Annotated in this window: 16 protein-coding genes; 15 read left to right on the top strand and 1 reads right to left on the bottom strand. The window is 61.8% G+C overall.

The features are described from left to right. Positions 1-531: 531 nt before the first annotated feature. From dnaE to lpxB, 15 genes are all read left to right on the top strand, one after another. Positions 532-4038: a DNA polymerase III subunit alpha gene (gene dnaE / locus ACMYR2_RS10680; protein WP_416192900.1), complete on the top strand. Its 3507-nt coding sequence runs from the start codon at positions 532-534 to the stop codon at positions 4036-4038. 191 nt (positions 4039-4229) lie between these two features. After that, entirely contained in the window at positions 4230-5228 is a 999-nt protein-coding gene (locus tag ACMYR2_RS10675; RefSeq protein WP_416192899.1) for a 30S ribosomal protein S2, read from the top strand. A 125-nt stretch (positions 5229-5353) separates the two neighbouring features. Continuing rightward, positions 5354-6277 (top strand): translation elongation factor Ts, encoded by a 924-nt coding sequence (gene tsf, locus ACMYR2_RS10670; RefSeq protein WP_347263769.1) that lies wholly within the window; start codon positions 5354-5356, stop codon positions 6275-6277. A 48-nt stretch (positions 6278-6325) separates the two neighbouring features. Beyond that, positions 6326-7042, top strand: coding sequence for a UMP kinase (gene pyrH / locus ACMYR2_RS10665; protein WP_347263770.1), 717 nt, complete (start codon positions 6326-6328; stop codon positions 7040-7042). Positions 7043-7093: 51 nt separating this feature from the next. Further along, positions 7094-7657, top strand: a complete 564-nt coding sequence (frr, locus tag ACMYR2_RS10660) for a ribosome recycling factor (protein WP_347263771.1) — start codon at positions 7094-7096, stop codon at positions 7655-7657. An 18-nt stretch (positions 7658-7675) separates the two neighbouring features. Beyond that, entirely contained in the window at positions 7676-8434 is a 759-nt protein-coding gene (locus ACMYR2_RS10655) for an isoprenyl transferase (protein ID WP_347263772.1), read from the top strand. 166 nt (positions 8435-8600) lie between these two features. Further along, complete coding sequence (locus ACMYR2_RS10650; RefSeq protein ID WP_347263773.1) at positions 8601-9443, top strand: phosphatidate cytidylyltransferase; 843 nt, start codon at positions 8601-8603, stop codon at positions 9441-9443. A 4-nt stretch (positions 9444-9447) separates the two neighbouring features. Further along, positions 9448-10671 carry a 1-deoxy-D-xylulose-5-phosphate reductoisomerase gene (dxr, locus tag ACMYR2_RS10645; protein ID WP_347263774.1) on the top strand — a complete coding sequence of 408 codons (1224 nt, stop codon included), beginning with the start codon at positions 9448-9450 and terminating at the stop codon, positions 10669-10671. Positions 10672-10833: 162 nt separating this feature from the next. Then, positions 10834-11985: an RIP metalloprotease gene (locus tag ACMYR2_RS10640; RefSeq protein ID WP_347263775.1), complete on the top strand. Its 1152-nt coding sequence runs from the start codon at positions 10834-10836 to the stop codon at positions 11983-11985. A gap of 282 nt (positions 11986-12267) precedes the next feature. Then, positions 12268-14799, top strand: coding sequence for an outer membrane protein assembly factor BamA (gene bamA / locus ACMYR2_RS10635; RefSeq protein ID WP_347263776.1), 2532 nt, complete (start codon positions 12268-12270; stop codon positions 14797-14799). A gap of 33 nt (positions 14800-14832) precedes the next feature. Then, complete coding sequence (gene lpxD, locus ACMYR2_RS10630) at positions 14833-15921, top strand: UDP-3-O-(3-hydroxymyristoyl)glucosamine N-acyltransferase (protein ID WP_347263777.1); 1089 nt, start codon at positions 14833-14835, stop codon at positions 15919-15921. A 19-nt stretch (positions 15922-15940) separates the two neighbouring features. After that, a complete protein-coding gene (fabZ, locus tag ACMYR2_RS10625) occupies positions 15941-16396 on the top strand; it encodes a 3-hydroxyacyl-ACP dehydratase FabZ (protein ID WP_011315105.1) in 456 nt (151 codons plus the stop codon). Beyond that, positions 16396-17202, top strand: a complete 807-nt coding sequence (lpxA, locus tag ACMYR2_RS10620; protein ID WP_347263778.1) for an acyl-ACP--UDP-N-acetylglucosamine O-acyltransferase — start codon at positions 16396-16398, stop codon at positions 17200-17202. The genes fabZ and lpxA overlap by 1 nt, the downstream gene beginning before the upstream one ends. Before the next feature lie 19 nt (positions 17203-17221). Continuing rightward, positions 17222-18079, top strand: a complete 858-nt coding sequence (locus ACMYR2_RS10615; protein WP_347263779.1) for an LpxI family protein — start codon at positions 17222-17224, stop codon at positions 18077-18079. After that, on the top strand, positions 18079-19269 hold the full coding sequence (gene lpxB / locus ACMYR2_RS10610; RefSeq protein ID WP_347263780.1) for a lipid-A-disaccharide synthase: 1191 nt from the start codon (positions 18079-18081) through the stop codon (positions 19267-19269). The genes ACMYR2_RS10615 and lpxB overlap by 1 nt, the downstream gene beginning before the upstream one ends. A 61-nt stretch (positions 19270-19330) precedes the next feature. Here lpxB and ACMYR2_RS10605 read toward each other — a convergent pair whose 3' ends face one another. After that, positions 19331-20215 (bottom strand): DUF1259 domain-containing protein, encoded by an 885-nt coding sequence (locus tag ACMYR2_RS10605; protein ID WP_347263786.1) that lies wholly within the window; start codon positions 20213-20215, stop codon positions 19331-19333. Positions 20216-20221 lie beyond the last annotated feature (6 nt).

Genomic DNA, 20221 nt, shown 5'->3' with positions numbered 1-20221 from the left:
CATGTGCCGGCGCGGTGCTCGCCCGACCGCGAGTCTCAGCGATAAAAACGCGAGTCTCAGCCATAAAAATATGACGAGGTCCGGCTGCTCTGCGTGTGTTCGAAAGAGCCTCGGAAAAACAACGCGTATCGTCCCTCCCAACCCGACATCGGTTCTGTCAGGCGTTTCGCTGTTCAGTTTCTTGGGGACGATTAACCAAGGGGATCATTCCCAGGTCGGTTCTGCCTTGACTTTGGAACATATAGAGAACAATATTCCCGTTATGTTCTGATCGGAGGAGGCGGAAGCCATGTTGAGAATGTTTGTCGAGGAGGCGTCGGCGCTGGCGTCCATCGTGCTGTTCGTCGGAATGGTCGCGGTCTGGGCGCAGCTTATTCCCCAGCTTTCGTAAACGGGCGATCCGGGCGGCTGGGGAAAACGAGAACAGCCGCGCGGGTGGGGGGATTTCGCGTGGACTCGCCCGGCGCAAGTCCCCACCATTCTGTTTGCGAGTCGGCCTTTGCCGGCGCCGACCGATGATTGCCTGAAACCATGACCCAGAAGACCCTCGCGGTTCACGCAGGTTTCGTTCACCTGCATGTCCATTCGGCCTATTCCTTGTTGAAGGGCTCGATCAAGATCCAGAAGCTGGCGGAACTCGCCAGGGCGGATCACCAGCCGGCATTGGCGCTTACTGACACCGACAACATGTTCGGAGCGCTGGAGTTCTCCGACAAGGTCGCAGGTCATGGCATCCAGCCGATCGTCGGCTGTGAACTGGCGGTGGACTTCGGAGATCAGGACGTCAATTCCCGGAACGCGCTACCGCCTGCTCGAATCGTCCTGCTGGCGACGCGCGAAGCCGGCTATCGCAACCTGATGCGATTGAACTCCCGGGCGTTCCTTGAAACACCGGAGCATTGCAGCCCTCGCGTCAATTGGGAGTGGCTTCGGGATGAAAACGACGGTCTGATCGCCTTGACCGGAGGACCCGAGGGCCCCGTGGCGCAGGCGTTCAACGCCGATCATCCTGCGCTTGCGATGGCCCGCTGCGACCAGCTCGCCGGGATTTTTGGCGACTGGCTTTACGTGGAGTTGCAGCGTCACGGGCTCGACAAGGAGCGGCGGGTTGAAGGTGCGCTGATCGACCTGGCTTATGCGAAGGGCCTTCCGCTGGTTGCAACGAACGAGCCTTATTTTGCTGCCGCCGGCGATTATGAAGCCCATGACGCCTTGCTGTGCATCGCCGGCGGTCGCCTGGTTGCGGAGACCGATCGCGAGCAATTGACGCCGGATCACCGCTTCAAGACCCGCGCGGAAATGGCTGTGCTGTTTGCCGATATCCCCGAAGCGTTGTCGTCCACGATCGAAATCGCGGAACGTTGCGCGTTCCGGCCCAGGACACGCAAGCCGATCCTTCCACACTTCACGGTGGCCTCGGATGCCGGCGCGGCGGACGGGAAAAACGATGAAGCCGCCGAATTGCGGCGGCAGGCGCAGGAGGGGCTTGCGAAGCGGCTGGCGGTGCATGGCGTCTCGACCGGAAGGACGGAGAACGACTACAGCGCTCGCCTTGACTTTGAGCTCGATGTCATCACGCGCATGAACTATGCGGGCTACTTCCTCATCGTTGCGGACTTCATCAAGCACGCCAAGTCCAGGGGAATTCCGGTCGGACCGGGACGCGGTTCCGGCGCGGGCTCCTTGGTGGCCTATGCGCTCACGATCACCGATCTCGACCCGATCCGGTTCGGCCTGCTGTTCGAGCGTTTCCTCAATCCCGAACGCGTATCGATGCCGGACTTCGATATCGACTTCTGCCAGGAGCGGCGCGGGGAGGTCATCGACTACGTGCAGAAGCGCTACGGCCGCGATCAGGTCGCGCAGATCATCACCTTCGGCACGTTGCAGGCGCGCGGCGTGCTTCGCGACGTCGGCCGCGTCTTGCAGATGCCTTATGGTCAGGTGGACAAGCTGACCAAGCTGGTGCCGCAAAATCCCGCGGCGCCAGTCTCGCTGAAGCAGGCGATCGAGGGAGAGCCGAAGCTGCAGGCGTTTCGGGATGAGGATCCGGTGGTGGCGCGCGCGTTCGACATCGCCCAGCGCCTTGAGGGGCTGACGCGTCACGCCTCGACCCATGCGGCGGGCATCGTGATCGGCGATCGTCCCTTGAGCGAACTCGTGCCGCTATATCGCGATCCGAAGTCCGACATGCCGGTAACCCAGTTCAACATGAAGTGGGTGGAGCCCGCCGGCCTGGTGAAGTTCGACTTTCTCGGCCTGAAGACGCTGACCGTTCTTGACGTCGCGGTAAAGTTGCTGAAGCAGCGCGGGATCGACGTCGATCTCGCCACGTTGCCGCTTGATGATGCGGCCAGCTATCAGATGCTGACCCAGGGCGACGTGGTCGGCGTGTTTCAGGTTGAAAGCCAGGGCATGCGGCGGGCGCTGGTGGACATGCGTCCGGATCGTTTCGAGGACATCATCGCGCTGGTCGCGCTGTATCGGCCGGGGCCGATGGCGAACATTCCGACCTATTGCGCGCGCAAGCACGGCGAGGAGGAGGCGGAATATCTTCATCCGATGCTCGAGCCGATCCTGAAGGAAACCTTCGGCGTTATCATTTATCAGGAGCAGGTGATGCAGATCGCCCAGGTCATGGCGGGCTACTCGCTCGGAGACGCCGACCTGCTGCGGCGGGCGATGGGTAAGAAGATCCGCTCGGAGATGGAAAAGCAGCGCGCGATCTTCGTGGCCGGCTCCGTCAACAACGGCGTTCCCCGGGGCCAGGCGGAAACGATTTTCGAACTGCTGGCGAAGTTCGCCGATTACGGCTTCAACAAAAGCCACGCGGCGGCCTATGCGCTGGTCTCCTATCAGACCGCGTACATGAAGGCGCATTTTCCTGTCGAGTTTCTGGCGGCATCGATGACGCTCGATATGAGCAACACCGACAAGCTTTCGGAATTTCGCAGCGAGGCCCAGCGTCTGGGCATCAAGGTCGAAGCGCCGTCGATCAACCGTTCCGGCGCGACCTTCGAGGTGAAGGAAGGCGTCATCTGTTATGCGCTGGCCGCGCTGAAAGGGGTCGGCGCGCATGCGGTCGAGCAGATCGTCGAAGCCCGCGACGCCGGTATGTTCACCTCGCTGGCGGATTTCGCCGCCAGGGTGCCGCCGCGCGCCATCAACAAGCGCGTCATCGAAAGTCTCGCGGCGGCCGGAGCGTTCGATTCGCTTGAGGCGAATCGCGCCCGCGTGTTCGCCGGCGCCGAGGCGATCCTTGCGGCGTGCCAGCGCAGCCACGAGGCAACGATGATCGGCCAGAACGACATGTTCGGCGGCCTCGCGGACGCGCCCGACATCATGCTGCCTCGGGCGGAGCCCTGGCTGCCCGCCGATCGGCTGAGGCGCGAATATGAGGCGGTCGGGTTTTTCCTGTCGGGACATCCGCTCGACGATTATGCGACAGCGCTCAAGCGGCTCCGCGTCCAGTCGTGGGTCGAATTTTCTCGTGCGGTGAAGGCCGGTGCGACCGCCGGCAAGGTGGCTGCGACGGTGGTTTCGCGGATGGAGCGGCGAACCAAGACGGGCAACAAGATGGGCATCATCGGCCTGTCCGATCCGAGCGGTCATTTCGAGGCGGTGCTGTTCTCGGAAGGTCTCGCGCAGTTTCGGGAGGTCCTTGAACCGGGGGCAGCGGTGCTGCTGCAACTCGACGCGGAATTGCAGGGCGAGGAGGTGCGCGCGCGGGTGTCCCGCGCCGAACCGCTCGACGATGCCGCGGCCAAGACACAGAAGGGGTTGCGGATTTTCCTGCGCGATTCCAGGCCGCTCGAGTCGATCGAAAGGCGTCTCCAGATGAACGACAACGGGGATCCGGCCGGGACCGCGAAAGTTCCTGCGTCGAGGCAGGCTGGCGAGGGCGAGGTCTCGCTGGTGATGATGCTGGACCTTGAGACCGAGGTGGAAATAAAGCTTCCTGGCCGCTTTCGGGTGTCGCCTCAGATCGCCGGCGCGATCAAGGCGGTGACGGGGGTCGTCGATGTTCAGGCCATCTGACCGGCCCGGGCGGGGCGGCCCGGCGGGATCGGATTGCCTTGCGTATGGCCGGTACCCTCGCTATACAGGCCGCTATCTCACACGGAAACATGGCCTGAAAAGCCGTCCGGTGGCTGCCGGACCGCATTCCTTTTGGTTTGACGGTTCGTCTGCTCACACGTTTCCGGAGGAACCAACCGGAGAATTGAATCATGTCGCTACCTGAATTCACCATGCGCCAGTTGCTTGAGGCCGGCGTTCATTTCGGCCACCAATCGCACCGCTGGAATCCGAAGATGGCGGAGTACATTTTCGGTGCCCGCAACAACATCCACATCATCGACCTCGCGCAGACCGTGCCGCTGATGCACCGTGCGTTGCAGGCCGTCAGCGATACCGTCGCCAGGGGCGGGCGCATCCTGTTCGTCGGCACCAAGCGGCAGGCGCAGGATGGTGTCGCCGACGCTGCGAAGCGCTCGGCACAGTATTTCGTCAATTCGCGCTGGCTGGGCGGCACGTTGACCAACTGGAAAACGATTTCAGGTTCGATCAAGCGGTTGCGCCATCTCGACGAGGTGCTCAATTCCGGCGACGCCAACGCCTACACCAAGAAGGAGCGGCTGACGTTGCAGCGCGAGCGCGACAAGCTTGATCGCTCGCTCGGCGGCATCAAGGACATGGGCGGTCTTCCCGATTTGATGTTCGTGATCGACACCAACAAGGAAGACATCGCGATCCAGGAAGCTCAGCGGCTGAACATTCCGGTCGCGGCGATCGTGGACACCAACTGCGATCCGAAAGGCATCACCTATATCGTGCCCGGCAACGACGATGCGGGTCGCGCCATCAGCCTGTATTGCGATCTCATCGCCCGCGCGGCGATCGACGGCATTTCACGGGCTCAGGGCGAATCCGGCATCGATGTCGGCGCCTCTGTCGAGCCGGTGCGGGAAGAGATTCCAGCCGCCGCGCAGCCTGCCGGCTTCCAGGGGCTCGCCGGTCCGCGAGGCGTCGCCGACGACCTCAAGAAGCTTACGGGCGTTTCCGGGGCGATAGAGAAAAAGTTCAACGATCTCGGTATCTTCCACTATTGGCAGCTTGCCGAGCTCGATCACGATACGGCGCACAGGATCGGCGAGGAAGTTGGCCTTCCGAGCCGGGCCGATGGCTGGGTCGCTCAGGCCAAGGCGATGACAGCCGAAGCCGAGTAACGCGCGGTGCGGCGGTGTTTCAGCCGGCCGCGTCACGCCCGATTTTCTGACTGATCCCTGGGTAGAGGTGACGGCGGCCGGGGAAGCCGTACCGTCATCTCCCGGCAGGCAAAGGACATACAGCAATGGCGACAATCACCGCGGCGATGGTCAAGGAGCTGCGCGAAATCACCGGCGTCGGCATGATGGATTGCAAGCAGGCGCTGACCGAAAACAACGGTGACATGCAGGCCGCGATTGACTGGCTGCGCAAGAAGGGGCTTTCCAAGGCCGCCAAGAAGGCGGGGCGTGTTGCGGCCGAGGGCCTGATCGGCGTCGTCACCAGCGGTAACAAGGGCGTCGTCGTCGAAGTGAATTCGGAAACCGACTTTGTCGCGCGCAATGAGCAGTTTCAGGGCCTAGTCAAGATGGTGGCGCAGGTCGCTCTCAGCGTTGGCGCCGATGTCGAGGTGATCAAGGCCGCCGAGGTTGGCAGCGCCACTGTGGCGACGGCGATCTCGGATGCAATCGCAACCATCGGCGAGAACATGACGTTGCGTCGCGCGAATTCGCTGGAGGTCGCCAAGGGGATCGTCGCGGGCTATGTCCACAACGCCGTGATCGACGGTGCGGGCAAATTGGGAGTGATCGTCGCGCTGGAGTCTGCAGGCAATGCCGACGAACTCGCGGCGCTTGGCCGTCAGGTCGCCATGCATATTGCGTCCGCCAATCCGGTGGCGATCGACCCTTCGGGCGTCGACCCGGACATCGTCAAGCGCGAGAAGGACGTTCTTGCGGACAAATTCCGGCAGCAGGGCAAGCCGGAAGCGATGATCGACAAGATCACCGAGTCCGGCCTGAAGACGTTCTTCAAGGAGCACACGCTGCTGGAACAGCCGTTCATCTTCGACGACAAGAGAAGCGTTGGCCAGGCGCTCAAGGAAGCCGAGGGCAAGGTTGGCGCGCCCGTGAAGATTACGGGCTTTGTGCGCTATGCGCTCGGAGAGGGAATCGAGAAGGCTGAGTCCGATTTCGCGGCCGAGGTTGCCGCGGCGGCCGGACAGGGGTAACGCCGAATCTGAGGCGGGACAATCTGACTCGCGACGGAGCGAACGCACATGGATCGGCCGGCCTACCGTCGTGTTGTCGTGAAGCTGTCGGGAGAGTACCTGGCGGGCTCGCAGCCTTTTGGCATCGATCAGCCCACGATTGATCGGATCGCCGGCGATCTGGCGGAGGCTCGCGCGCTGGGAGTGGAAGTCGCGGTCGTCGTCGGCGGAGGAAACATATTCCGCGGCGTCGAGGTGTCGTCCCGCGGCGTCTCGCGCCCGACCGGCGATACGATGGGCATGCTTGCCACCGTGATGAACTGCCTGGCCCTTGAGGCTGCCCTGGAACGCCGCGGGCAGCCGGCGCGCGCCCTCTCTTCGTTCGTCATGCCTGAGGTCTGCGAGCTTTTCACCCGCCGTGCCGCGCACAAGTATCTCGCAGAGGACCGAATTGTCCTGCTGGCGGGTGGAACCGGCAATCCTTACTTCACGACCGACACGACGGCGGTTCTTCGTGCCGCCGAGATCGGTGCGCAAGCCGTGCTCAAGGCGACGAACGTGGATGGCGTTTACAGTTCCGATCCCAGGAAGGATCCGTCCGCTAAACGGTTCGAACGGTTAAGTCACTCGCAGGCGCTCGAAGGCGGCTATAAGGTCATGGACGCGACGGCTTTCGCGCTTGCCCGCGAGACGGCGCTGCCTATCATCGTGTTCTCGATCGCCGAACCGGATTCGATCGGCGCCATCCTGAAGGGGACCGGCCGCGGGACGATCGTCGCAAGTTGATCCGTCGCGGCGGATCGGATGTAGGTCAGGCAAGTTCCATATGGAGGGCGCATGGTGTCGGGAAGTTTCGATATTGGCGACTTGAAGCGACGAATGCAGGGAGCGACACAGTCTCTCAAGCATGAGCTCGGGGGGCTGCGGACCGGCCGGGCGTCCTCGTCGATGCTCGACCCGGTGCAGGTCGATGCCTACGGCAGCCACATGCCATTGAACCAGGTGGCAACGATCAGCGTTCCGGAGCCGCGTCTTTTGTCGGTGCAGGTCTGGGACAAGTCGATGGTCAAGGCGGTGGAGAAGGCGATCGTCGATTCGAACCTAGGACTGAGCCCGGCCACCGAGGGACAGGTATTGCGGTTGCGAATTCCCGAACTTAACGAAGAGCGGCGCAAGGAATTGGTAAAGGTCGCGCACAAATATGCGGAGGCGGCAAAGGTGGCGGTTCGTCATGTGCGCCGCGATGGCCTGGATACGCTCAAGAAGCTCGAAAAGAATCACGAGATTTCCGAGGACGATGAGAAGCGCCTTGCGAACGATGTTCAGAAGGCTACGGACAGCATCATCTCCGAAATTGATCAGTTGCTGGCGGGCAAGGAAAAGGAAATCCTCACCGTTTAGCCGGATTGGACTGGCCTGATGTCGAATGCTGTTGCGCCTGCAATCGAGGGATCGGACCAAGCCGATGCACCGCTGCACGTTGCGATCATCATGGATGGCAACGGCCGATGGGCGGCCGCTCGTGGACTGCCGCGCGCGGAAGGTCATCGCCGCGGTGTCGAGGCGTTGAGGCGCGTAGTCCGCGCCGCGGGCGAGTTGAACATCCATTATCTGACCATTTTTTCCTTCAGTTCCGAGAACTGGTCGCGGCCTCCGAGCGAGATCAGCGATCTCTTCGGCTTGCTGCGGAGGTTCGTCCGCAATGATCTGGCGACGTTGCATCGCGACGGGGTGCGCGTGCGGGTTATCGGCGAGCGCGACGGGCTGGAGCCGGATATCTGCGCGCTGTTGACCGAGGCCGAGGACCTGACGAAGAACAACAACCGGCTCAATCTTGTCGTTGCATTCAACTATGGCTCGCGACAGGAAATCGCGAAAGCCGCCCGGCGCCTTGCTCGTGAAGTGGCCGAGGGTAAGCGCGACCCGGCCACGATCGACGCCGATATGCTGGGCCGATATCTCGACGCTCCGGACATTCCCGATCCTGACCTGATCATCCGCACCAGCGGCGAGCAGCGTCTGTCGAATTTCCTGATGTGGCAGGCGGCTTACAGTGAATTTGTATTCGTTCCGATTCACTGGCCGGATTTCGACAGGGCGGCGCTCGAAGGAGCGATCGCCGAATATGCAAGACGCGAACGCCGCTTCGGCGGGCTGGCCGCGAAAGCCGGATCATGACTGTAAATTTTCTCGAACCAAGGGGGTCGCCGGTCGCGTGAGTGAAGCGCGCCGATCAAGATCATTGGCCTTCAAATCACAGCGTTTTCTTTCAACGAACCGGATTCCACTTTGCCAGAAAACGCTATAGCTAAGGACATTCGAACTTTGGACTCGGGACACTAGCGTGGATCAGGATCAACGCGCGCCGGCTGCCGCAAGCGGATCGCAAAATCTCAGGACGCGCATTATGGCGGCGCTGGTTCTCGCGCCGGCCGCGATCGCGATCGCCTGGACCGGCGGACCGTTATGGATCGCGCTCGTCACGCTGGCTGCGATCGGCATGTACGTCGAATGGCTGACGATCGTCGGCGCCGCGCAGGAAAAGCAGACGGTCGCCGCAGGGATTGCGGCGCTTGTCGTGTCGGGCCTGTGCCTGGCGTTCGGATATGGCGCGCTTTCGTTGGCCGCGCTTTTGACCGGCGCCGTGGCGGTGGCTGCGGTGTCGCGCCGGCTGCGCTTTTGGTCGGTGGCCGGATTCTGTTACGCGGCGGCGGCCGTATTCGCATCGGCGCAGGTTCGCCTCGATGGCGACTATGGATTTGTCGCGCTGATGTTTGTGCTGTTCGTGGTGTGGGCTGCCGATATCGGGGGGTATTTCGCGGGCCGTGGAATTGGTGGACCAAAATTGTGGCCGCGCGTTAGTCCTAAGAAAACCTGGGCGGGTGCGGTCGGCGGGTTTGCTGGCGGCCTCGCGGTCGCCGCAGGCTTTGCCGCTTTCGATCTTGGAAGATTGGCTCCATTGCTGCTGCTCGCTGCTTTTCTGTCAATCGTGTCGCAATCGGGCGACCTGTTTGAATCGGCGGTCAAGAGGCGTTTCGGGGTCAAGGATTCCAGTCAGATCATTCCCGGGCACGGCGGCTTGCTCGACCGTCTCGACGGTTTTGTCGCGGCGATTGTCTTTGCCGCGCTTTTCGGATTTCTGCGTGGCGGCGCCGATGGCATCGGCCACGCTCTGATGGTTTGGTGAAACAATGAGTGCTGTTCCGTTGAAGAACGACAAGCCGGTCGAGGCTGGCGTCAGGACCGTGACGGTTCTGGGAGCGACCGGATCGATCGGCGACAGCACGATGGATTTGTTGCGCGGCGCGCGCGGCCGCTATCGGGTCGAGGCGTTGACCGCGAACTCCAATGTCGAGGGTCTCGCTAAACTCGCGCGCGAGTTTGACGCGCGATTCGTGGCGGTCGCGGATGCCTCGCGCTTTGACGAGTTGAAGAATGCGCTTGCCGGCACCGGCATCGCGTGTGGCGTCGGCGAAAGCGCGATCATCGAGGCCGCCTCGCGGCCGGCCGACTGGCTGATGGCCGCGGTGAGCGGCGCGGCCGGACTGAAGCCCGCGCTTGCGGCCGTGGATCGCGGCACGACGATCGCGCTTGCGAACAAGGAATGCCTGGTCTGTGCGGGCGACTTCTTCATGCAGCGCGCCGCCAGGGCGGGGGCTTGCATCCTGCCCGCGGACTCCGAACACAATGCCCTGTTTCAGGCCCTGAGCTCAGGAAATCGCGATGAACTCACGCGCGTCATCATCACCGCGTCGGGCGGGCCGTTCCGCACCTGGGCGGCGGCTGACATCGAGAACGCGACGCTGGCGCAGGCGCTGAAGCATCCCAACTGGAGCATGGGACGGAAGATCACGATCGATTCGGCGTCGATGATGAACAAGGGACTGGAGGTCATCGAGGCGGCGTGTCTGTTTGCGCTCGAGCCCGAGGAGATCGACGTCCTGGTGCATCCGCAATCCATCGTCCACGGCATGGTCGAGTTCTCCGATCGATCCGTCGTCGCACAGCTCGGTACGCCGGACATGCGGACCCCGATCGCGCATTGCCTCGGCTGGCCCGAGCGCATCGCGGGGCCGGCGGTGAAGCTCGATCTCGCCAGTATCGGACAGTTGACGTTCGAGGCGCCGGATTTCGCGCGGTTTCCCGCCTTACGGCTCGCCTACGATGCGCTGAGGACGGGGCAGGGCGCAACCACGGTCTACAATGCCGCAAACGAGATTGCCGTCGCGGCGTTCATCGCCGAGAAGATCAGGTTCGGCGCCATCGCGCGCCTGGTCGAAGCCACCATGAACGGCTGGGTCCGGGCCGGGAATCTCGCGCCGCTGGCATCGGCTGATGACGCCATCGCCGTTGACCATAACGCGCGAAATATGGCCGCGTCGCTTTTGCCTCAAATTGCCGCAAAGGCATCCTAGCGCATACTCTGCAGAAGTTGATCTGGTTTTGCGATCGGAGTACGCGCCAGTTATCGATATCGAGTGAGAGTGTTTTTCTACGCGAACCGGATTCTACCCGGCTGCAAAATGCTCTAGGCGTGGATGGGACCAGGGCCTTCGGCCTTGGGCGAAGGAAACGGAATGGCCGATTTTTTTGTTAATACTTTCAATATGTTAAGCTCGGGCTTAATCGGCTATATCGTTCCGTTCCTGTTTGTCCTCACCATCGTGGTTTTCTTTCACGAACTCGGCCACTTCCTCGTCGCGCGCTGGGCCGGCGTGAAGGTGCTGACGTTCTCCGTGGGTTTTGGGCCTGAACTGGCGGGCTTCAACGACCGGCACGGGACGCGCTGGAAGCTCTCCGCCATTCCCCTCGGCGGATACGTCAAGTTTTTTGGCGATGATTCCGAGGCCAGCACGCCATCGAGCTCAGCCCTTGCCTCCATGACGGCGGAGGAGCGTGGGAGCAGCTTCCATCATAAGTCTGTGGGCCGGCGCGCCGCGATCGTTGCCGCGGGTCCCATCGCCAACTTCATCCTTGCGATCGTTATTTTCGCCAGCTTGTTCATGTTTCTCGGTAAGCCCAGCACGACAGCGCGCGTCGACGGCGTGCAGGCCGGCAGCGCGGCCGAAGCGGCCGGTTTCAAGGCCGGCGATATCGTGACCGCGATTAATGGCGGCAGGATCGACAGCTTTTCCGACATGCAGCGGATCGTCGGCACCAAGGCCGGCGAGACGCTGACATTCGCCGTGAAGCGGGGCGATTCGATCGTTGATCTGAAGGGCGTGCCGGAACTCAAGGAGATCAAGGACCGGTTCGGAAACACGCACCGGATCGGCGTTCTCGGGATTACGCGTTCGACCTCGCCAGGAGACGTCACCACGGAATACGTGAATCCGGTGACGGCGCTCTGGATGGGAGTCGAGGAAACCTGGTTCGTCATCGATCGCACGATGGCTTATATCGGCGGGATCTTCTCGGGGCGCGAGGCGGCCGACCAGGTCGGCGGGCCGCTTCGAATTGCCCAGATCTCCGGGCAGGTGGCCACGATCGGCCCGGCCGCTTTGATCCACCTTGCCGCCGTTCTGTCCGTGTCGATCGGACTGCTGAACCTGTTTCCGGTTCCGTTGCTGGATGGTGGACACCTTTTGTTCTATGCGGCGGAAGCCGTGCGAGGCCGTCCGATCTCCGAGCGTGCCCAGGAAGTGGGGTTCCGTATCGGGCTGGGTCTGGTTCTGATGTTAATGGTTTTCGCCACCTATAACGATATTCTGCATCTGGCTCGATCGTGAGTCGTTCGGCCGGGAGGCGATGAGGAAGAATCGCTCGCGGCTTTCCGCTCGCGGGCTGCCGTGCATTTCTGGAATCGATCACATTCGATTTCGGCCGGACCTTGATCCGGGAGTTGTCGTGATCCGGGCGTGGCTAATGGGCAACGTCTTGGAATTAAATTAGAATTATACCGCTAAAGCCCGTTTGCGACTGCGAGAAAATTGGCTACAAGCAGCGCGTAATGAGAATCTGCCGCCTGTGGGGAACTGGGCGGCGTCAGAATTGATAAGGGCGCGTTGCGCATGAATGTTGGAATGCGGGTTTCAAGGGGGATATTGCTCGCCGCCCTGATTGCCATTGCCGTGCCGGCCGCCGTCGCTGTGACCGTCCCTCTCGTATCGTCCCCTGCTGCCGCGCAGACGCTGTCGTCGATCTCTGTTCAAGGGAACCGCCGCGTCGAACTGGAGACGATCCGTTCCTATTTCAAGCCGGACCCCAGCGGGCGCCTTGACCAGGCCAGCATTGACGACGCCTTGAAGGCGCTGATTGAGACCGGCCTGTTTCAGGACGTCAGAATCGACCGGGCGGGGGGCGGACTGGTGGTCTCGGTCGTCGAGAACCCGGTCATCGGCCGGGTTGCCTTCGAGGGCAACAAGAAGGTGAAGGACGACCAGCTGAAGACGGAGATCCAGTCCAAGCCGCGCGGCACGTTTTCCCGGCCGATGATCCAGTCCGACGTCCAGCGAATCGTCGAGATCTATCGCCGCTCCGGCCGCTACGATGTGCGCGTCACTCCCGAATTCATCGAACAGCCCAACAATCGTGTCGATCTCATTTTTTCGATCGTCGAAGGCGATAAAACCGGCGTCGCTTCGATCGAGTTTATCGGCAACCAGGCCTTTTCGTCCTATCGTTTGAAGGACGTCATCAAGACGCACGAATCGAATTTTCTCAGCTTTCTCGGTGGAGGAGATGTGTACGATCCCGATCGCGTCGAAGCCGATCGGGATTTGCTGCGTCGTTTTTATCTGAAGAACGGTTATGCCGATGTTCAGATCATTGCCGCCCTGACCGAGTACGATCCCGGACGCCACGGGTTCCTTGTGACCTTCAAGATTGAGGAAGGCCAGCAATACCGCGTCGGATCGGTGGCGTTCGAGTCGTCGATTCCGACGTTCGACGGAAATTCGATGCGCGGTTTTTCTCACGTTCACGTCGGATCGCTCTACAACGCTGAAGCGCTTGAGAAGTCCGTCGAGGAGATGCAGGTCGAGGCGTCGCGGCGCGGATATGCTTTTGCTGTCGTGCGGCCGCGAGGCGATCGCAACTTCGATGCGCATACCGTCTCGATCGTGTTCGCGATCGACGAAGGGCCGAGAACGTATATCGAGCGCATCAACATCAGGGGCAACACGCGGACGCGGGACTATGTGATCCGGCGCGAGTTCGACCTTGCGGAAGGCGATGCCTACAACCGCTCGCTGGTTGATCGCGCGGAGCGCCGCCTGAAGAACCTCGATTTCTTCAAGACGGTCAAGATTACGGCCGAACCCGGCTCTTCCAGCGATCGCGTGATTCTCGACGTTGAGGTTGAAGACAAGTCGACCGGCGACTTCTCGGTGTCCGGCGGCTTTTCCACCACCCAGGGCGCGCTTGCGGAAGTCAGCGTCTCCGAGCGCAACCTGCTCGGCCGCGGTCTGTATGCGAAGGCCTCGGTTCAATACGGGCAATGGTCGAGGGGATATTCGCTGTCGTTTGTCGAGCCGTTCCTGCTGGACTATCGCGTTGCGCTCGGGCTCGATCTTTACCAGCGCGAGCAGCTCTCCAACCAGTGGATTTCCTATAACATGAAGACGCTCGGATTCAGTCCGCGGCTCGGTTTCGGCCTGCGCGAGGATCTGACGTTGCAGCTGCGTTATTCGATTTTCCAGCAGGAGATCGGTCTGCCAAGCGCCCTGCGGAACTGTAACAACAGTCTTACCAATGGCTTGCCGTACAATCCCTCGCCGGCCTTCATGAATGCCATGGGCGTGTGGGATGGAGTCAACATGGGCTGCTATTCCGATGGTGAGGCGTCGCTGCCGATCCGTCAGGAGCTTGAGCGCGGGCGGACGCTGACCTCGATGCTCGGCTACACACTGACCTACAACACCCTCGACAACAACAAGAACCCCACCGCTGGCCTGCTGATCGATTTCAGGCAGGATTTCGCCGGCATCGGCGGCGACGTCAAATATCTGAAGACGGCGCTCGACGCGAAGTATTATCAGCCGATCGTCTCCGACATCGTCGGTCTGATCCATCTGCAAGGCGGTATCCTGAACAACGTTGGCGCCTATGCCGGACAGAACGGAATCCGCATGCTGGATAACTTCCAGATGGGACCGAATCTGGTGCGCGGTTTCGCGCCGTACGGCATCGGTCCGCGCGATGTCAATTATCTGAGCACGATGGATGCCCTGGGCGGCACCAAGTACTGGGGAGCGTCGGTTGAGTTGCAGATGCCGTTCTGGTTCATGCCGAAGGAAGTGGGCCTGAAGGGCGCCGTTTACGCGGATGCCGGTTCGCTCTGGGGGTATCAGGGGCCGACGTCGTACGCGCTGACCAATGAATTCAATGCGCCGGGATGTTCGCCAAGTACATCGAACGCCAATCCGGGCACCTGCGCCGGCCTTCAGCATGACGACACCAATGTGATCCGAAGCTCGGTCGGCGTCGGCCTGATCTGGCAGTCTCCGTTCGGTCCGCTTCGCTTCGACTATGCGGTGCCGATCACCAAGGGCAGGTTCGACCGGGTGCAGGAGTTCAGGTTCGGCGGCGGAACCACGTTCTGAACGTGACCATGACCGCCAACTGCGACGGATGGAATGACGCAACCGGCATTCTTTAAGCGCCCGCCGCCGTCGACTTTGGCGGAGATCGCCGCATCGACGGGAGCGCAGTTGGTCGATGCGTCCCGCGGCGACATTCGGATTATCGGCCTGGCTTCACTCGACGAGGCCGGGCCCATGCACCTTGCATTTTTCGACAACCACAAATATGCGGGGCAGTTGGCGGCGACGAAGGCGGGCGCCTGTCTGGTCAGCCCGCGTTTCGAAGCCGATGTGCCGGCCCATGTGGCGGTTCTGCGCTCGAAGGCTCCGTTTCGCGCGTTCGTCAGCATCGCCAGGGACCTCCATGGCGATGTGTTGCGGCCACAGTCGTGGTTCGACAATGCGGCGGTCGCTGCGTCCGCCGTTATCCATCCCTCGGCCTATCTCGAAGACGATGTCGTGATCGATCCGCTGGCGGTAATCGGCCCCGACGTCCAGGTCGGACGCGGTTCGGTTATCGGGTCCGGCGCCGTGATCGGCCCGGGCGTTAGGATCGGCAGAGACTGCAACGTCGGCGCCGGAACGACGATTCAGGCGACTCTCATCGGGAATAATGTGCTCATCCACCCCGGCTGTCATATCGGGCAGGATGGCTATGGTTTCATCTTTTTCGGCTCGGAAGGCCATGTGAAGGTTCCGCAGACCGGGCGTGTGCTGATCCAGAACGATGTCGAAATAGGCGCGGGCACGACCATCGACCGTGGCAGCCTGCGCGATACGGTTATCGGAGAAGGCACAAAGATCGACAATCAGGTTCAGATCGGACACAACGTGACGATCGGCCGTCGCTGCCTGCTGGCGGCGCAGATCGGCCTGGCGGGCAGCCTGACGATTGGTGACAACGTCGCGCTGGGGGCCAAGGTCGGGATCAACAACCATCTCCACATCGGTGACGGTGCGCAGGTCACGGCGATGAGCGGGGTCAAGGACGACATTCCTGCGAACGGCCGCTGGGGCGGGTATTTCGCGAAGCCGACCAAACAGTGGTTTCGCGAGATCATCGCGGTGGAACGCCTCGTGCGTGATGGCGCTCCCGATGCCGGATCGCCCAAAGCCGCTCCGAAAGATCGGGTTATCGAATGAAGGATCGAGGTGCTGAGTGATGGAGTCGCCGGTCAGGTTCGAGCACGTGGACATTGCCACCATTCTCAAAACCCTTCCTCATCGTTATCCGTTTCTGTTGATCGATCGTGTCCTCAATATTCGGGCCGACCATAGCGGGATCGGCGTCAAGAACGTCACGTTCAATGAGCCTGCGTTTCAGGGACACTTTCCGGAGCGGCCGGTTTATCCGGGAGTGCTTATGATCGAGGGGATGGCGCAGACCGCAGGCGTCATCGGAATCATGTCGGTGGAAGGCACGGAGAAGCCGCGCGCGGTCTATTTTCTGACGATCGACAAATGCAAGTTCCGGAAACCCGTCATGCCCGGCGATATTGTCGAGTATCACATGCGCAGCATCGGGCGTCGCAAGACGATGTGGTGGTTCCATGGTGATGCCAAGGTGAACGGCACGATCGTCGCCGAAGCCGACGTCGGCGCGATGCTGACCGACTGATGAGCAGGATCGATCCCACCGCCCGGGTTGAAGATGGCGCCGTGATCGGCGAATCGGTTGAGATCGGACCGTTCTGCACGGTCGGTCCTCATGTCGTGCTCGGCCCGAACTGCCGCCTCATCTCGCATGTATCCGTCACCGGACACACGACCATCGGCGCGGGTTGCACGATCTATCCTTTCGCCGCGCTGGGTGGCGCGCCGCAGGATATGAGTTACGGAAACGAGCCGACGCGCCTGGAGATCGGCGAGGGCTGCACGATCCGTGAAAGCGTGACGATGAACGTCGGTTCGCCCAAGGATGTCGGCGTGACGCGCATCGGCGCGCGTGGGTTCTTCATGAGCTACAGCCATGTCGGCCACGACTGCCAGGTCGGCGATGACGTGATCTTCGCCAATTCGGCAACGCTGGGCGGACACTGCAAGATCGGGGATTGTGTGTATATCGGCGGTCTTTCCGCCGTGCATCAATTCGCGCGCATCGGCAGGCAGGCGATGATCGGGGGCCTCACGGGCATCCGCGGTGATGTCATTCCCTACGGCTTCGTCAATGGCCAGCATGGGCACCTTGAGGGCCTCAACGTCGTGGGGATGAGACGCCGCAAGTTCACCCGCGAGCGTCTCGCCAGGGTCAGGACGTTCTATCAGGAACTGTTCTACGGGCCGGGTCTCTTCGCGGACCGTCTCCAGCGCGTCCAGTCACGTGCGTCGGACGATCCCGCCATCGCGGAGATCCTGACATTCATTGGCGAGGATAAGCATCGTCCTCTCTGCTTGCCGGAGGGTGGCGCAAACAAATCCGCATAGCGGAGCCGGCGTGCCAGTCATGACTGATCGTGTTTCGGATGTGTCTTCGCCGATCGGCTTGATCGCCGGCGGCGGAGTCTTGCCGTTCGCGGTCGCCGATTCACTGACCGCGCGGGGTCTCAAGCCCGTCTTTTTCGCGTTGAAGGGCGTGTGCGATCCGGAAAGAGTGTTGCGCTTTCCGCATCACTGGATCGCGGTCGGCCAGATCGGGAAGGTCGTGCGGCTGTTGCGCGCTGAAAACTGTCGCGATCTGGTTTTCATCGGGACGCTGGTTCGCCCGGCGCTGTCGGAGATTCGCCTGGACTGGGGGACCATCCGGGTCATGGCGCAGGTCCTGGCGGCATTCCGTGGCGGCGACGATCATCTGCTGTCGGGGATAGGTCGCATTCTTGAGCGCGACGGTTTTCGAATGGTGGGAATCAAGGATATCGCGCCGGATCTGCTGATGCCGGCCGGATGCCTGACCCGGAAGGCGCCGGACCAATCCGCGGCCGCTGACATCGCCAGGGGGCTGGAAGTGCTGCGCGCGCTCAGTCCCTTCGATGTCGGGCAGGCCGTCGTTGTGATCGACGCTCATGTGGTCGGCGTGGAAGGCATCGAAGGGACCGACGCGCTTCTGGCCCGTATCGCTCAACTGCGCGCCGCGGGACGAATTCGCGCCAAGGCTCCGCGCGGCGTGCTCGTGAAGGCGCCAAAGCAGGGACAGGATTTGCGCTACGATCTGCCGACGCTGGGTCCGCGGACCATCGCCAATGCGGCCGCCGCCGGACTGGCCGGGCTGGCCGTTGTCGCCGGCAATACGCTCGTCGCGGAGCCGCAGGCGCTGGTCGGCGAGGCGGACGCATCAAACCTGTTCGTTGTCGGGCTGTCTGAATAATGCCGGACCAGGCATCCGCAAATCTTTCCCGCAGAATATTCCTCATCGCAACGGAAGAGTCCGGCGATCGCCTGGGCTCTAGCCTAATGAAGGCTCTGCGTCGGCGGCTCGGCGACTCCGTGCGGTTCGAAGGCGTCGGCGGCCGGTCGATGGCGCGGGAAGGCCTGGTGTCGTTGTTCCCGATCGAGGAACTGTCGATCATGGGATTCACGGCCGTCGTGAAGCAGCTTCCCATGATCGTACGGCGGGTTCGCGGGACGGCGGATGCCGTTATCGCGGCCGCGCCGGATGTGCTCATCATTATCGACAGTCCGGACTTCACCCACCGCGTGGCGCGGCGGGTGCGGGCCCGATGCCGTGGCTTGCCGATCGTGGATTACGTTTCTCCCTCGGTGTGGGCGTGGCGGTCCGGTCGTGCGCGGGCCATGCGCGGCTATGTCGATCACGTCCTGGCGTTGCTGCCGTTTGAACCGGAAGCCTATCGCAGGCTTGAAGGGCCGCCCTGCACCTATGTCGGCCATCCGCTATTGGAGCAGGTCGGCGTGCTGCGGCCGGATGCGCAGGAACGTCAGCGGCGCGATGCGGATCCCCCGACGCTTCTGGTGTTGCCCGGAAGCCGGCGTAGCGAAATCCGCCATCACCTGTCCGTCTTCGGCGAGACAATCGGGATGTTACGGCAGGGCATTCCCGAAATCGACGTGGTCTTGCCCACGACGCCGCATTTTGTCGACGAGATCACGACGGCGCTCGCAACCTGGCCGCGCCGGCCAAGGGTCGTGGTCGGCGAGGATGACAAGCGGGCCGCGTTCCGCGTGGCGCGCGCCGCGCTCGCCAAGTCAGGCACCGTAACGCTTGAACTCGCCTTGGCCGGGGTTCCGATGATTGCCGCATACAAAGCGGGCAGCGTGGAGGCCTGGATCGCGCGGCGCGTCATTCGCGTCTCATCGGTCATTCTGGCCAACCTCGTGATGCGCGAGAATGTGATCCCCGAATTCCTTCAGGAGGGCTGCGTGCCCGGCAAGCTCGCGCCGGCGCTGCGGGAGATTCTGACGGATTCACCGATGCGGCAGCGTCAGCTGGCGGCTTTCGCCAGGCTCGATTCCATCATGGCCACAGGGCAGCGCTCGCCGAGCGAGCGTGCGGCCGATATCGTGATCGAGGTCATGCGGGAGTCGCGCGTGCGGATATAGTCTGATTTTGTTTGAGCTCCTTCTTGTCGGGTATCGCAGCTACAGTCGCCTTCTTTCTCAATCAATGAGCCTTGAGCCTAGTTGCATTAAGTGCAGTCCTGAGCGCTTGCGCGAGTTTGATGGAGTCGTCGTTCGCCCAGAAATGCAGGAAGAAGAGCCGCGGTTGTTCTCTCAGCATGTGGCTGTGGATGGCCGTCACTTCGATACCGTTCGAACGCAATGCCTTCACCACCGAATTCACTTCGTCGCCTGTCAGAACGAAATCACCGGTTATCGCAGCTTTGCCGCCACCCGTTGGCTGGAAATTGATCCCGGTGGCCACACCCATGGGACCCGCAGGAGTGATCGCCATTCCGTCCATCGTAATGTCGTCGCGGCGGGCCACGCCGATCTGGTAAACGCCACCATTGGAATGCCCCTTCGCACCGATGATCTCGTCGATCTTGGCCGTGTCGAGGTTAAGAGTCGAAGCAGATGCAGTCGGCGCGGCAAGTGGAGTTTTGCTTTCTGCGAGTGCGTCATGAAGTGTGGTGGCCATTTTGATCGGATCTCCATGTCCGCCAACATGAAGATAGAAAGTTGCCGGGACTGCGCGAAGCAGGTGGTTGTGGACCGCTGTTACTTCCAAACCGCCCTCGATCAATTTCGACATGACTGGATTGATCTCGGTTTCTAGGAGAACGAGATCACCCATGGCCATGGCGCCGTCGTGATCTGGCTTGAACGCAACCCAGCCGCCGAGTGCAAGAGCCGGCGCAATCGAAACCCCGTCAAGGGTTACCTCGAGGTCGCTCCGTGGAAAGCCGTAGCGATGAACATCGCCGGATACGGCGGGCTTGCGGCCGAGTATCGAATCCACCTTTGACCAGTCGATATCCTGGCCATTGGCGAATGAGGTGGAAGCAAGGATAAGACTACCAACGAAGGCGAAAGTAGGAGCGCGCATGCTCAT

This window comes from Nitrobacter sp. TKz-YC01, assembly GCF_047824785.1.
Lineage (GTDB): Bacteria > Pseudomonadota > Alphaproteobacteria > Rhizobiales > Xanthobacteraceae > Nitrobacter.
This window is presented reverse-complemented; position numbering and strand designations above follow the sequence as displayed.